Genomic DNA, 14,104 nt, shown 5'->3' on the forward strand with positions numbered 1-14,104 from the left:
GGAAAGTCCGCCACAGCTGAATAAGGTTTATACTTCACATATCTTAAGGAGTAGGTAATGAGAGATATCTCTGGGTTACTGTATCTTAAGATGAAGTAGAGACCACAACTGTACAATCAAATAGAAGGTATAAGTGTCCAAGGACCCAGAATTTTTCTGGGTCTTTCTTTTTTGCTAAATTATGTTGATATTGCAAATAAACTGTTATACTCTATGTATGACAGATGGAGTCGCAAATATATAACTATTATCGTGTTGATTATGCGTATTGTAATGAGGGAGGGTTTTGATGAAAAAACTTTTTGTACTATGTTTAGTAGCGTTCGCATTAGTTGCCTGTTCGCCAAAAGAAAATGCAACACAGGTCGACAAAGAGGAGGATGAGCATGCTATGAATGAAGAGCTAATCGGAAAATGGGCAGGGGATATTGAACTTCCAAATGGTTCACTACCAATTATTGTAGACTTACAAAAAGAGAGCGGAACATTATCTGTTCCTGCACAAGGGTTAAGTAATTATCCATTTAAAAGTGTGTCATATAGTGGTAATAAAGTACACATAATCATTCGTTTAAATGGCTCGGCGATTGAGGTAAACGGGACGTTAAAAGACGAGCAAATTAAAGCAACATTTAAACAAAATGGAGGGGAATTCCCCCTTGTTTTAAAGCGCTATAAAGAACAGCCAGAACAACCTGTCTCCTACGAAACACTCACAGTACCAGTTAAAGATGGCGATTTAACGGTCGCACTGCAAAAAAGCAGTAACAAGCCTTCACCAGTCGTACTCATTATTGCAGGCTCTGGTCCGACAGATAAGGATGGAAATTCCGCAATTGCAGGAAAAAATAATAGTTTGAAAATGCTTGCTGAAGGATTAGCTCAAGAAGGTATTGCAAGTGTACGATACGATAAACGAGGTATCGGGGATAATGCATCGCTATTGAAAAAGGAAGAGGATATCTCCATCGATCAATATGTTGACGATGCAGTGCAAATTATTCATGTACTGTCCGCCAATCAAGCTTTTTCAAGCGTTCATATTATTGGGCATAGTGAAGGGTCATTAATTGGCATGCTCGCCGCTCAAAAGACCAATGTGGCATCATTTGTGTCAATAGCAGGCGCAGGTAGAACGGCTGATACGTTACTTTTAGAGCAATTATCAGGACAATTAACACCTGCTCTAACGGCTGAAACTAATATGATTCTAGCCGCGCTGAAAAAAGGAGAGCAAGTGCAACATGTATCGCCTGAGCTACAAGCATTATTTAGACCTTCTGTGCAGCCATATATGATGTCATGGCTGAAATATAATCCAGCTACTGAACTTCAACACGTAAAAGGACGCGTGTTACTGATTCAAGGAACGACAGATATCCAAGTGAACGCAACAGATGCCGAAGCGCTTAAGCAAGGCGATGAAAAAGCAGAACTTCTCTATCTGGAGGGCATGAATCATATTCTAAAAAACGCACCGGAGGATAGAACGAAGAATTTAGCGACCTATGCAGACCCAACATTGCCGCTACATCCAAAGTTATTGCCAGCCATTCACAAATTTATCGCCAATGAACAGTAGCGATAGACAAATGGTCACAACATAGGCCTGGTTCGACTTATGTTGTGGCTGTTTTTATTTTTAAAAGGGTCAAGTAACGAGTATCAGCATGATGAATGCTTGGGCAGGTCACACAATTTTTTCTCAAAACAAATACATTCATGTACTCTTTGTAAAGCGTTTCATAATATGATGGTGAAAATATCGCGTTATTAAACAACACACATAAAAATTTTTCGCGATTTCAAAAAAAGAGGTGTAGTCTTTTAATCGAACGGTCATACTAACATGGATTCACTTATAAAGTCTATAATGATGAGGAGGATGTAAAATGAGTAGGCCGGAACAATTAGACCCGAAATCTCAAAAAATCCACCGTAACTGGACAAGGATTAAGCGTTCAAAATCTCAAGTAAATGGTGAAACGGAGATTACTCTCCATAACCGTATCTTGAGAAGTGAAGCGAAAGCCCGACAGTTTTAATCATGCTAGAAGTAATAAGTGTCATCAAGCCCAGAAATTTTTCTGGGCTTTTTTTATTTAAGGTTCTGTACTATATAAGTATTGGATGTGTAGTAAAATAAAGGAAGTGAGAAGGGAGGAACTAGAATGAGCAAGCAAATAAACATTCGCGTCGCATGTTTTGCAGATGCACAACAAATGCTGAAGATTCAACAGGAAGTAATGGCTGAAGAACGATATTTCATCTCGACCGAAGCAGAATTTCAACAAACAATTGAAGGTCAGCAAGCATGGATACAGAAGAAATTGGCGAATGATCGTGACATAATTCTTATTGCCGAATGCAATAAAACGATCGTTGGCTGGCTAGCATTTCAATCGCCAGAACGAAAACGTCTAGCCCATACAGGTAGCTTTGGAATGATGGTTCGAAAAGATCAACGAGGGCAAGGAATTGGGAAACGTTTAATTGAAGCGCTACTGACATGGGCAGCTGCCAATCCACTAATCGAGAAAGTTTGTTTAGGCGTATTGTCCAGCAATATCAGTGCTATTGCCCTTTATCGAAAAATGGGTTTTATCGAAGAAGGTAGAAAGATACATGAAATCAAAATCGCTGACAATCTATATGTTGATGATGTATTAATGTACAAATTGGTTTAATGCATATTTCATTCTGTTAATAAGAAAGAGGTTGTTTTATGAAAATTTATAAGTTTACAAAGGACGGCGCTAATGCCATTCACAATTACAACTCGTTGCATTCATTTTACAAAAAAATCATGACAACAGTGGAGCCAACAAATATAGGGTTTATATACATAGAAGCGGGTGGACTGGTAGGTCTGCATGAAGCACCTGTTCCACAGCTATTTATAGTTATTGAAGGAGAGGGATGGGTCTGTGGTGAGAATCAGGAGAAATTAGTCGTAAAACAGGGGGATAGTGTTTTTTGGCAAGTGGGACAAGTCCATGAGTCCGGCAGTGACAAAGGGTTAACAGCCCTCGTTATTCAATCTAAGCAAATTGACTTGCCTATATAAATAGAGGGCAACACTCGAATATTTCATAACAAGACGGAGACAGTGACCCTGTTATTTTTTTGCTAATGGTAGAATCAAACGTATTGTTTTTAACATATGCCCTTCAAATAATTCATCAAATTCTTCAACTTGTTGAAAGCCCTTTGCGCTGTAAAATTGTCTACCAATTTTATTGTCTTTCTCAACGCATACAGTAAGCGAAGTTGCTCCTTGTAATCTTTGAATACCGTTTTCCAGTAGAGCTGAACCGATGCCTTTATGTTGAGCGGTTGGAAGGAGGTAAATAGCGAGTAACTCGGCTTGTCCCTCTTTATTAACATGTGAAAAATTAGCAAAGCCAATAAGAGACTCACCAACTGTTGCGACTAAAAAAGGGCTTGTTTGAAGACGGCATGTTAACCGTTCGTCACTATAGGCGGCTTGAAGAAATCGTTCTTGAATATGCTTTGGTATGATTCCTTCATAGGTTGCAGTCCAAGATGTTTGTGCAATTTCTTGGACAAAAGAGATGTCATCTTCATTCATTTGTCGTATAATGAGTGTCAATACATATCACCTACAATTTCAATAATTTCTATATATTGTAACATATAACATAACGACAAAGGGGGGATGTTTTTATGCAAGTGTTAGAAAAAGCATTTGGTTATATTACCCGAAACTATGATGATCGGATTCAGGTCCTTGTATTTGAGCAAAATACAGAGGGAGCAGGCATTCAAATTCCAAAAGGTACAATTGAAGACGGAGAGACGCCACTTGAAGCAGTTATACGAGAGATGGTGGAGGAAACGGGTTTAACAAATTTAGAAGTACAAGGCCTTATCGCACAGGATTATGCCGAGCATTATTCAGGAGCATTGCAAAAACGCTATTTTTTCCATTTAACTTCAAATGAGTCCCAACATACTTGGCAACACAATCCAACAGGCTTAAACGAGGGCAACTTACAGTTTACGTTTTATTGGATTGAAAAGGAACATGACGTTGAGCTCGCAAAAGGACATGGCGATTATTTATATCGTATTGTCTAGTGCCTGTCACCCAAACAATTCTGAATATTTAGGTAAAATTAAAACCCACTTAAATTTCGGCGGCTTACACTGTGCTCGCCGGAAATTCAAAGTGGGTTATGGTGCCAGTCACGCAAGTTTTATTTTTACGCTTTAGCGGCAATTTCTAATGCTTGGGCAAAGTCTGCAATTAAATCATCCACATGCTCCAAACCAACTGAGAATCGTAATAATCCATCCGTAATGCCACGTTTGATGCGTTCTTCAGGTTCCATTGCTGCATGGCTCATTTTTGCTGGGTAGGAAAGAATCGATTCCACACCACCAAGAGATACAGCAAATACGGGAATCTTCATTGCCTCTACCAAGGCTTTCGCTGCTGCATAATGAGGTAGGCGGAACGACAAGACAGCGCCTGCACTTGTACATTGGCTTTGATGAATGGCATAGCCAGGATGTGAGGCAAGACCTGGGTAGTACACTTGCTCAACAAGGGAATTTGCTTCTAAAAACTGTGCAATCTTTTGTGCTGATGCAGCAGAACGGCTAAAACGTACATCGGTTGTTTTCATATTTTGTAGTAGTGTGAAGGAATCTTGTACACCTAAAATATTACCAAAAGAATTTTGGATGAAATACAGGTGATTTCCGAGTTGTTCATCTGCTGTTACAGTAAGTCCCGCAATAATATCTGAGTGACCAGATAAAAACTTCGTTGCACTATGAATGACAACGTCTACACCTAAGTCTAGAGGTCGTTGGTGTAAAGGTGTCATAAATGTATTATCTAAAAACGTTAGACATTGATGTTGTTTAGCTAGTGCGACTATTGCACGGATATCTGTAATCCCTAATGTAGGATTCGATGGTGTCTCCATGTAGAGAAGCTTTGTAGCAGGTGTAATGGCTGCTTCAACTGCTGCTATATCAGTAAAATCCACGAACGTATGCGTAATACCGAATCGAGGTAATACTTTTGACACAAAGCGGTATGTTCCACCATAAACGTCCTCTGTAATGACAATGTGATCACCTTGTGATAATAACATTAAGGCTGCGGAAACCGCTGCAATACCAGAGGAGAAGGCATGTGCACGAACGCCACCTTCAAGCTCGGCAACGGCTTTCTCTAACGCATCACGTGTTGGGTTACCAGAACGAGCATAATCGTATTCACCGAATTCATCGATGCTTTCTTGGTGAAATGTTGAAGAAACATACAGTGGTACATTAACCGCACCTTTTTTATTTTCGTAGCCATCACGCACACCTGCGTGGATAAGCGCTGTTTCAATATGTTGTTTCATTTTCTATGCCTCTTTTCTCACCGTATCAAACACTTGTTTTAAATCTGCAATTAAATCTTCAGCCTCTTCAATGCCGACAGAAAAGCGTAGTAAACGATCGCAAACGCCGCGTTCTACACGTTCCTCGTAAGGCATATCGGCATGTGTTTGTGTAGCAGGGTACGTGATAAAGCTTTCAACGCCACCAAGACTCTCTGCAAAAATAATTAACTTTAAGTTACGAAGAAATGGGTCAATCCATTCAGGCTTTTGTAGTCGGAATGACAACATACCACCTTTGCCCGTATACAATACGTCTGTGACAAGTTCTTCTTCCTCTAAATAAGCAGCAATCGCTTTGGCATTGGCATCATGTTGTTTTAAGCGAAGATGTAACGTTTTTAAGCCACGAATCAATAACCAAGAATCCATTGCTCCTAGTACCATTCCGCTACCATTTTGAATAAAGCCGAGACGTTCGGATAGCTCAGCACCTTTTGAGACAACTAAACCGGCTAATACGTCATTATGTCCGCCAATATACTTTGTTGCAGAATGCAGTACAATATCGGCACCTAGTTCAATTGGTCGTTGGAAGTAGGGTGTATAAAAAGTATTATCTACGATTAGCAATGCACCGTGTTGATGGGCAAGCTCAGCATACACTTTGAGATCAAATTCCTGCATAAGTGGGTTTGTTGGTGTTTCGATAAAGAGGGCACGTGTATTGTCATTGATTAACGCCTCTACTTGCTCAAGCGATTCAAATTTAGAATAGATTGGTTTAATATTGTATGTTTCTTTAAAAAAGTTAAAAAGACGATATGTACCACCATATAAATCATCTGGTACGATGAGTTCATCTCCTGGTTTAAATAGAGACATTACAAGTTGGATTGCAGCCATACCGGAACTACAGGCAAAGCCAGCGTCGCCACCTTCTAAATCTGCAATACCTGCTTCTAAAATGGCACGCGTTGGGTTTTTTGTACGAGCGTAGTCAAATCCTGTCGATTCACCGATCCCTGTATGTTTATAGGCAGTTGATAAATGAATGGGCGGGCTAACAGCGCCAGTTCTAGGGTCACTCAAATTGCCAAGCTGTACAAGTTTTGTTTCAATACGTCTATTGTTTGTCATGTCCTCACTCTTTTCTTCATCGTTAATATAGAAAGAGTCCACACTAGGGGGACTCTATTCCTTAATAGAATAATTCGATTAGTCTCTTCAATTTTCTCTATAATTGTTACTTAATTTAACATGGAAAGTACAGAAGGACAAGATGATTTCAGAAAATTACATAGATTATTGAAAATAAATCATGTAGGAATAGTAGGGGATTGATGTTTGACGATGAAAAGAGGCTTGAAAGAGGCACAAATAAAAAAGCTATAGATTCGTTTTCGCGTAGCACGAAAATATCTATAGCCTTTGTGGAACATAATGTCTTGTCCATTATGCTTGTTGTTTTTTTAATAAATCTCGAATTTCTTTTAACAGTTCTTCTTTTGCATCTAGCAAAGGTGTCGGTTCCTCTACAACCGCTTCCTCTTTTTTTCTAGTAAATTTCGTCATAAGACGTAATGCTAAGAAAATAGCAAAGGCGATAATTAAAAAATCAATAATTGATTGTAAAAATATACCTAACTTTACTTGAGCTGTACCAGAACCAAACATAAAGCTTTCAGTTAAATCAATGCCACCTGTTAACACACCGACTAATGGCATAATAATATTTTCTACTAAGGAGGTAACGATTTTCCCGAAAGCCCCACCAATTACAACGGCAATCGCTAAATCAATTATATTGCCTTTCATAGCAAATTCCTTAAAGTCTTTCCACATATAATATATCCTCCCTATAATTATCCAAAAAAACAATCGAATTGTATTCTACTATATTACCCTAATTATAATCAACTATAAACATAGGAAAAAGAAAAATAGAAAAAATCTACAACATAAAACGGTAAATTTGGTAATATAGAAGTAGACAAAGAATGATTAGGTGTGACATATGGCGAAAAAAAAACAAAAGAAACCATTGCTATCTCCAAGTATGAAGATGGGGATGATAGCACTATTAATCCCTGTAGCCATTACTGTATATGTACTTGCTTTTTTTGCTTGGAAGGAACTACAAACATTCCCGATTTTCGAAAAACTTGCTCAACAAAAGGCGATTGAAGAAATACAGCAGCATTTCGATATGAACATTCCAGAACAATATATTCCGGTGTATGTTGCTGCCGAGGAGAAATATGGCGTGCCTTGGACATTGTTAGCTGCCCATCATCGTATTGAAACACGATTTTCTTCCATGAAATCACTTGTTTCGCCAGCAGGGGCAGTCGGACATATGCAATTTATGCCTTGTACATTTGTAGGATGGAAACATCCAACTTGTGAGGGATTAGGTAAGGGCAATATTACAAAGGCAGAGCTGATGAATCCCGAAACGATAAAAAAATATGGAGGCTACGGTGTCGATGCCAATGGAGATGGTGTAGCGGATCCCTATGATATCGAAGATGCTGTATTTAGTGCTGCGAATTATTTATCAAAGTATGGAGCGGCAAAAGGTGACGTAAAACGAGCCGTTTTCAATTATAATCATAGCGAAGAATACGTTAAAAATGTCTTACATTACTATAATTTGTATAATGATTACCACGATGAATTAAAAACAGCCGTCCTTCTTAATGCAAAATAATAAAAGAGCCATCTAAACGATGGCTCTTTTTGTACATAATTACGTAGCTTTACGCATACTTTTAAGAATAATGCTTACAATGAAGATAAGCACAATTGCACCTATTAACGCTGGAAATACATAAAAATCGCTGACTTTCCAACCCCAGTTACCTAAAACCATACTACCTATCCAAGAACCGACAATCCCGGCAATAATATTACCAATAATGCCTCCAGGAACATCTTTTCCTAAAATGACGCCAGCTAACCAACCTAAAATTCCTCCGATGATTAAATACCAAATGAAACTGATCATAATGATTCATCTCCTCAAAGTTAAGATATAATGGCATTACTTAGTTATATCCTTTTTGGAGATAATTAAACCTAAATGACCGACCTTTTTATTTTTACAATGACTTCATTTGTTTATTTCACTACTGTGACACCTAAAGTATGTTCAAAATGACGCAAAGCCCAATCATGTCCAGCTGCATCAAAACTTGCTACTGCATTTGCATAAATAACAGTAGAAATGCCCAAATTATAAGCATCCACAGCTGTATGCAAAATACATATATCTGTACAAACACCAACTAAATGAACTTCCTCGATGTTCCGTTCCTTTAATAAAATAGCTAAATTTGTTCCTGCAAAGGCACTATAACGCGTTTTGTCGAGCCAAATCACGTTGTCCTTATACACGTTATAAACTTCACCAACATGACCGTATAGATTGCGACCCGATGTTCCGCGAATATTGTGAGGAGGAAAAAGCTTTGTTTCAGGGTGAAATGGATCGTTTTCTTCATGTAAATCATTAGCGAAGACGACGACATTTTTTTCTGCAATAAATTGTTCAATTAAATTTGCAATAGGCGTATCAAGTAATTGTCCTGGTTCCCCACACGTTAATTTACCATCTGTTGCTACAAAATCATTTGTATAATCAATTACCAGTAATGCTTTTTTCACTTTCGTCCACTCCTTTAGGCATGATTTCACTCTTTATCATGCCATATTTGGTTTTGGCTGTCAGAAAAATAGTCATATTTTAATATTAAGAATAGTTTGAAAATTGAACAAGGTGAGCGTATAATGTGAAAAAAAAGGAGAGGTGATAGTTTATGAATATGACTGTTATGAAACGTTTAGATCGCCAAGGATTCTTTATTGCTGCACTACATTTGGTGGTAATGTTAAACTTAGCTGCTGAGTTTTTATTGGCATCCTAATCTCTTAAAAATCTAATAGAAAGGTGAGTACAATGCTTGACCTATACTAAAACAACCGTGAAGGCAATTTCGTCGTAATACACGGTTGTTTTTTGTTGCCTATTGTGAAGTAGACAAGCATTTTCGCGTATTTTTCTAGTACTTGACCAATATAAATCATACGAGGGGGATTAAATGACAACGAGATTTCAACAGGCTTTCCAGGGCATAGAGCGCCCATTTGCTTGGTTAGACCTTGATGCACTTGATGATAATATTGCAACGGTGCAACAAGCTTGTGGGCAAAAAAAAATCCGTATAGCAACAAAATCAATACGCTCGGTGGAGGTGTTGCAATATCTACAACAACATCTGTCGAATATAACAGGATTTATGACATTTACCGCGGCAGAATCCATCTTTTTACTCCAAAGAAATTTCGATGATGTACTGCTTGGTTATCCTGTTATGGAAGACATGGCTGTACGTCAGCTATTGCACTATGTAAAAGAGGGAAGAACCGTCACATTTATGGTGGATAGATGTGAGCAAGTTGCGTTTTTAGAAAAAATAGGTGCGGAGCTTGATGTAAAGGTATCCATCTGTATCGATATTAATTTATCTACTGATTTTAAAGTACTTTATTTTGGTACAAAGCGCTCATCTCTTGACTCGCTGGAGTCTATCACTCCTTTTTTAACTTATATAAAACAGCAGTCCCATATAGAAGTTGTAGGGGTTATGGGATATGAGGCGCAAATAGCTGGTGTTGGAAATCGACCTGCTAATGCTATAAAAGGTAGGCTAATAGATTTCATGCAAACACAAGCCAAAAAGCAAGTAACCCAATTTCGTAGATTAGCTATTGCGCATGTAAAAGCTTATTTTCCTCGATTACGCTTTGTTAATGGTGGAGGTACAGGCAGTATGACATATACTGTGGAGCAGAAAGAAGTGACAGAAATGACAGTTGGTTCAGCATTTTATGCACCAGCCCTTTTTGATCAATTTGCCCATTTACAACTTTCAAAAGCAGCAGGCTTTGCACTCCGTATCACGCGGAAACCTGCGCCTAATATTGTTGTCTGCCATGGTGGTGGTTATCCAGCGTCCGGAGCAATGGCCAATGATCGTTATCCGGTATTTTACGAGCCGACCTATTTTTCCTTTCTTCGTTTAGAAGGAGCTGGAGAAGTGCAAACACCGATTAAGGTAAAAGGCAAAACACTCACAATTGGGGATACCATCTATTTTCGCCATGCAAAGGCTGGAGAGCTTTGCGAAAGATTTCAAACACTTCATGGGATAAGGCAAGACGAATATGTAGGTAGCTTTGCGACGTACAGGGGGGATGGTCAATGTTTTCTGTAGAGAAGTGGAAAAATGGGGAGAAATGGACGAACTGGGCTGGCAATATAATAGCGTATCCAAGTGAGATGCACTTACCTCGTTCAATAGAAGAAGTTGTAAATGTAGTGAAGCATGCGCGTGATAGGAAGAAAACCATTCGTGTAACAGGTGCAGCGCATTCATTTAGTGCTGTTGCCATGCCGGAGCATATTGCACTGTCATTACATAATATGCGCGGGCTTATTTCGATAGATGCCGAAAACCAAGAAGCTACATTGTGGGCAGGAACTTATTTATATGAGATTGGACCACAGCTTGCAAAGCATGGGTTTGGCTTAATGAATATGGGCGATATTCAAGAACAGACCATTGCCGGAGCAGTGTCTACTGGTACACATGGAACAGGGGTGACTTTAGGTTCGTTGTCGTCTGCTGTGACACGCTGGTGTTTTGTTGATGGAAATGGAACTTACCATGAGCATATTCGAGGGACTGACGATTTATCCGAGGCACTTCATATCTCACTTGGCATGCTTGGGGTACTTGTAAAAGTGACGCTAAAAGTGTTGCCGCTCTATAGTTTACATTATATTGGCACAAGAGACACATTAACAAACGGACTAGCAACATTTGCACAAGATATTCGACAGCATCGACATGTTGAATGGTTCTACTTTCCTGGTAGTGAGACGATTCAAATTAAACGTATGAATGCGATGGCTCCAGTGTATCAAAGTGAATGGCGCAAGTGTGTAGAAAATATAAAACTTCAAATAGTAGAAAATGGTGCATTTTTTGCGATTTCGGAGCTATGTAAATGGAAACCAGCTTTAAGTAGTGCAATGAGTAAATTAGCTGCTGCCAATGTTGTCGAGGCCGAGAAGATTGGCATTAGCTATGAAATCTATCCAACTCCTAGAAGTGTCAAATTCCAAGAAAGTGAGTACGCCATATCATTAACACAATTTGAGGCATGCATGGAAGAAATTCATGCAACGTTTCAAAAAGGGCATTTGCATGTGCATTTTCCATTGGAATGCCGTACAACAGCAGGTGAGGCTGGTTATTTAAGTCCTACACAAGGACAAGAATCCGCCTTTATAGCTTTTCATATGTATAAAGGAATGTCGGAAGAGCCTTATTTTAAATGGGTGCACAATCTGATGCAAAAATATCATGGTCGACCACATTGGGGAAAACAAAGCCATTTAACTGCACAGCAAGTACACACATTATATCCAAATATAGATAAGTTTTTAACAGTTCGTGCACAATATGACCCTGACAAAGTATTTTTTACACGTTACTTAGAGCAATTATTCATATTGTAATATTTAGAATTTAACAACAACTGAATCTTATAATTTTGAAATCAATGTATGGGGAAAGATGAAAGCATTTGTGATAAATCATCAACTGAATAGTGTTTATAATGAAAAAATTTAAATTTGAACGAAATGTCAAAATATTTATCAAAACGAGATAAAACTGATGCTTAATCAGCATGTAAACGATTTCAAATTTCGTATAGTTTTTGAATTGTTTAAACAATTCAAAAAATACTGTTGACTTAGCCTAGTTATTCGTACTATGATAACAACAATTTAATACGTTCGTTCCTACAATCAGTTGCCACAAAGGCAATCAGATAGGTAAAAACAAAATAGACAGAACATTTTGTATATAGCGACGAACATAGCAATAAATGAGGGGCGTTTAAAATGAGAAGTGACATGATTAAAGTAGGCGTAGATCGTGCGCCACATCGTAGTCTTTTATATGCAACAGGCAAAGTAAAAGCAAAAGATTTAGGGAAACCATTTATTGGGGTTTGTAACTCTTATATCGACATTATTCCAGGTCACGTTCATTTACGTACATTTGCTGATGTAGTGAAAGAAGCCATAATTGAAGCGGGAGGCATTCCATTCGAGTTTAATACGATTGGTGTGGATGATGGTATTGCAATGGGCCATATTGGTATGCGTTACTCTTTACCAAGCCGTGAAATTATAGCGGATTCAGCAGAAACAGTTATTAATGCACACTGGTTTGATGGCGTATTTTACATTCCTAACTGTGACAAAATCACACCAGGAATGTTAATGGCAGCAGTTCGTACGAACGTACCATCAATTTTTGTATCTGGTGGTCCAATGGAGGCAGGTACATCTGCTACAGGAAAACAGCTTTCATTAACTTCAGTATTTGAAGGTGTTGGGGCTCACAAATCAGGTAATATGTCAGCTGAAGAGCTGTTAGATATTGAAAATAATGCATGTCCAACATGTGGATCATGTTCAGGGATGTTCACAGCGAACTCCATGAACTGCTTAATGGAAATGCTAGGTGTAGCACTTCCAGGCAACGGTACAATCGTTGCTACGTCTGAAGACCGACATAAGTTGATTAAAGAAGCCGCTAAACAATTAGTGCGCATGATTAAAGAAGACGTTAAGCCACGTGACATCATTACAAAAGAAGCAATTGATGATGCATTTGCACTCGATATGGCAATGGGCGGCTCCACAAATACGGTGCTTCACACATTAGCAATCGCAAATGAAGCTGAAATCGACTATAACATTGAAGATATTAATAAAGTTGCAGAGCGTGTGCCATATTTAGCAAAAATTATGCCTGCTTCTGATATTTCAATGGATGATATCAATAAAGCAGGTGGTGTCAGTGCCATCATTAATGAATTAACATCTATTCCAGGTGCCATTCATCCAAATCGTCCGACTGTTGCAGGTGTAACAATGGGCGAGCTCGTCAAAGATTATCACATTACAAATGATCAAGTTATTCGTACAAAAGACAATCCTTATAGCCCAGTCGGAGGTTTATCGGTGCTATTTGGCAACATTGCTCCTGATGGCTCTGTTATTAAAGTAGGTGCTGTTGATCCTTCGATTAAAGTATTTACAGGTGAGGCAATTGTCTTTGAATCACAAGAAGCAGCGCAAGAAAATATTGATAACGGTACTGTTAAGGAAGGCCATGTAGTCGTCATTCGTTATGAAGGACCAAAAGGTGGCCCAGGGATGCCAGAAATGTTAGCACCTACATCGGCCATTCAAGGTCGTGGTCTCGGTACAAAGGTAGCGTTAATTACAGATGGTCGATTCTCCGGTGCATCTCGTGGTATTTCAATCGGGCATATATCGCCAGAAGCAGCAGAAGGCGGTCCAATCGCTTTAGTTGAAAATGGTGACATCATTACGATTGATTTACCAAATCGTACAATCAATTTAGAAGTTTCAGATGAAGTATTAGCAGAACGTCGCGCAAAACTGCCAGTGTTTGAACCAAAAATTAAACGTGGCTGGTTAGCAAGATATTCAAAATTAGTGACAAGCGCCTCAACAGGTGGCGTTATGAAAATTTAGTCTTAAAAACTAGTAAAAAATCAATAGGTTAAAACGTTGATGAGGTTAAAGGTTCTAGAGCCTTGTATCTACCAGAGAGCCGGTCGTG

At 38.7% G+C, this 14,104-nt stretch carries 15 protein-coding genes; 9 read left to right on the forward strand and 6 right to left on the reverse strand.

What is annotated here, in order from left to right:
* Positions 1-289 precede the first annotated feature (289 nt).
* The 4 genes from LS41612_RS09620 (at position 290) to LS41612_RS09635 (ending at position 3,067) form a co-directional block, all read left to right on the forward strand.
* A complete protein-coding gene (locus LS41612_RS09620; protein WP_024361082.1) occupies positions 290-1,582 on the forward strand; it encodes an alpha/beta hydrolase in 1,293 nt (430 codons plus the stop codon).
* A gap of 310 nt (positions 1,583-1,892) precedes the next feature.
* On the forward strand, positions 1,893-2,045 hold the full coding sequence (locus tag LS41612_RS09625; RefSeq protein ID WP_069513162.1) for a YpzG family protein: 153 nt from the start codon (positions 1,893-1,895) through the stop codon (positions 2,043-2,045).
* A 126-nt stretch (positions 2,046-2,171) separates the two neighbouring features.
* Entirely contained in the window at positions 2,172-2,687 is a 516-nt protein-coding gene (locus LS41612_RS09630) for a GNAT family N-acetyltransferase (RefSeq protein WP_036204660.1), read from the forward strand.
* Between the two features lie 38 nt (positions 2,688-2,725).
* A complete protein-coding gene (locus LS41612_RS09635) occupies positions 2,726-3,067 on the forward strand; it encodes a cupin domain-containing protein (protein ID WP_024361080.1) in 342 nt (113 codons plus the stop codon).
* A 51-nt stretch (positions 3,068-3,118) separates the two neighbouring features.
* On the opposite strand, the gene LS41612_RS09640 is transcribed toward LS41612_RS09635, so the two are convergent.
* On the reverse strand, positions 3,119-3,613 hold the full coding sequence (locus LS41612_RS09640; RefSeq protein WP_024361079.1) for a GNAT family N-acetyltransferase: 495 nt from the start codon (positions 3,611-3,613) through the stop codon (positions 3,119-3,121).
* A 74-nt stretch (positions 3,614-3,687) separates the two neighbouring features.
* Between LS41612_RS09640 and LS41612_RS09645 the strand changes: the two genes are divergently transcribed.
* Positions 3,688-4,101 (forward strand): NUDIX hydrolase, encoded by a 414-nt coding sequence (locus LS41612_RS09645; protein WP_024361078.1) that lies wholly within the window; start codon positions 3,688-3,690, stop codon positions 4,099-4,101.
* A 125-nt stretch (positions 4,102-4,226) separates the two neighbouring features.
* Here the strand turns inward: LS41612_RS09645 and LS41612_RS09650 are convergent, their stop codons facing one another.
* The 3 genes from LS41612_RS09650 to mscL all read right to left on the reverse strand — a co-directional run bounded on the left by LS41612_RS09650 (position 4,227) and on the right by mscL (position 7,211).
* Positions 4,227-5,387: an aminotransferase class I/II-fold pyridoxal phosphate-dependent enzyme gene (locus tag LS41612_RS09650; RefSeq protein ID WP_024361077.1), complete on the reverse strand. Its 1,161-nt coding sequence runs from the start codon at positions 5,385-5,387 to the stop codon at positions 4,227-4,229.
* 3 nt (positions 5,388-5,390) lie between these two features.
* Positions 5,391-6,506, reverse strand: a complete 1,116-nt coding sequence (locus LS41612_RS09655) for a methionine biosynthesis PLP-dependent protein (protein ID WP_024361076.1) — start codon at positions 6,504-6,506, stop codon at positions 5,391-5,393.
* Between the two features lie 315 nt (positions 6,507-6,821).
* Positions 6,822-7,211, reverse strand: coding sequence for a large conductance mechanosensitive channel protein MscL (gene mscL, locus LS41612_RS09660; protein WP_024361075.1), 390 nt, complete (start codon positions 7,209-7,211; stop codon positions 6,822-6,824).
* Between the two features lie 172 nt (positions 7,212-7,383).
* Here mscL and LS41612_RS09665 point away from each other — a divergent pair, with 172 nt between their 5' ends.
* On the forward strand, positions 7,384-8,079 hold the full coding sequence (locus tag LS41612_RS09665; protein WP_024361074.1) for a lytic transglycosylase domain-containing protein: 696 nt from the start codon (positions 7,384-7,386) through the stop codon (positions 8,077-8,079).
* A gap of 39 nt (positions 8,080-8,118) precedes the next feature.
* Here the strand turns inward: LS41612_RS09665 and LS41612_RS09670 are convergent, their stop codons facing one another.
* Entirely contained in the window at positions 8,119-8,376 is a 258-nt protein-coding gene (locus LS41612_RS09670) for a GlsB/YeaQ/YmgE family stress response membrane protein (RefSeq protein ID WP_024361073.1), read from the reverse strand.
* 113 nt (positions 8,377-8,489) lie between these two features.
* Positions 8,490-9,035 (reverse strand): cysteine hydrolase family protein, encoded by a 546-nt coding sequence (locus LS41612_RS09675; protein ID WP_024361072.1) that lies wholly within the window; start codon positions 9,033-9,035, stop codon positions 8,490-8,492.
* Positions 9,036-9,469: 434 nt separating this feature from the next.
* On the opposite strand from LS41612_RS09675, the gene LS41612_RS09680 reads away from it, so the two are divergent.
* From LS41612_RS09680 to ilvD, 3 genes are all read left to right on the forward strand, one after another.
* Positions 9,470-10,645, forward strand: a complete 1,176-nt coding sequence (locus tag LS41612_RS09680; RefSeq protein WP_024361071.1) for an amino acid deaminase/aldolase — start codon at positions 9,470-9,472, stop codon at positions 10,643-10,645.
* Positions 10,633-11,955, forward strand: a complete 1,323-nt coding sequence (locus LS41612_RS09685; protein WP_024361070.1) for an FAD-linked oxidoreductase, L-gulonolactone oxidase family — start codon at positions 10,633-10,635, stop codon at positions 11,953-11,955. Before LS41612_RS09680 ends, LS41612_RS09685 begins: the two co-directional genes overlap by 13 nt.
* A gap of 390 nt (positions 11,956-12,345) precedes the next feature.
* The gene (ilvD, locus tag LS41612_RS09690; protein WP_024361069.1) at positions 12,346-14,016 is read left to right on the forward strand and encodes a dihydroxy-acid dehydratase; all 1,671 of its coding nucleotides are present in this window, start codon (positions 12,346-12,348) and stop codon (positions 14,014-14,016) included.
* The last annotated feature ends 88 nt before the right edge of the window (positions 14,017-14,104 follow it).

Origin of the sequence: Lysinibacillus sphaericus, assembly GCF_002982115.1 — a bacterium.
GTDB classification, from domain to species: domain Bacteria; phylum Bacillota; class Bacilli; order Bacillales_A; family Planococcaceae; genus Lysinibacillus; species Lysinibacillus sphaericus.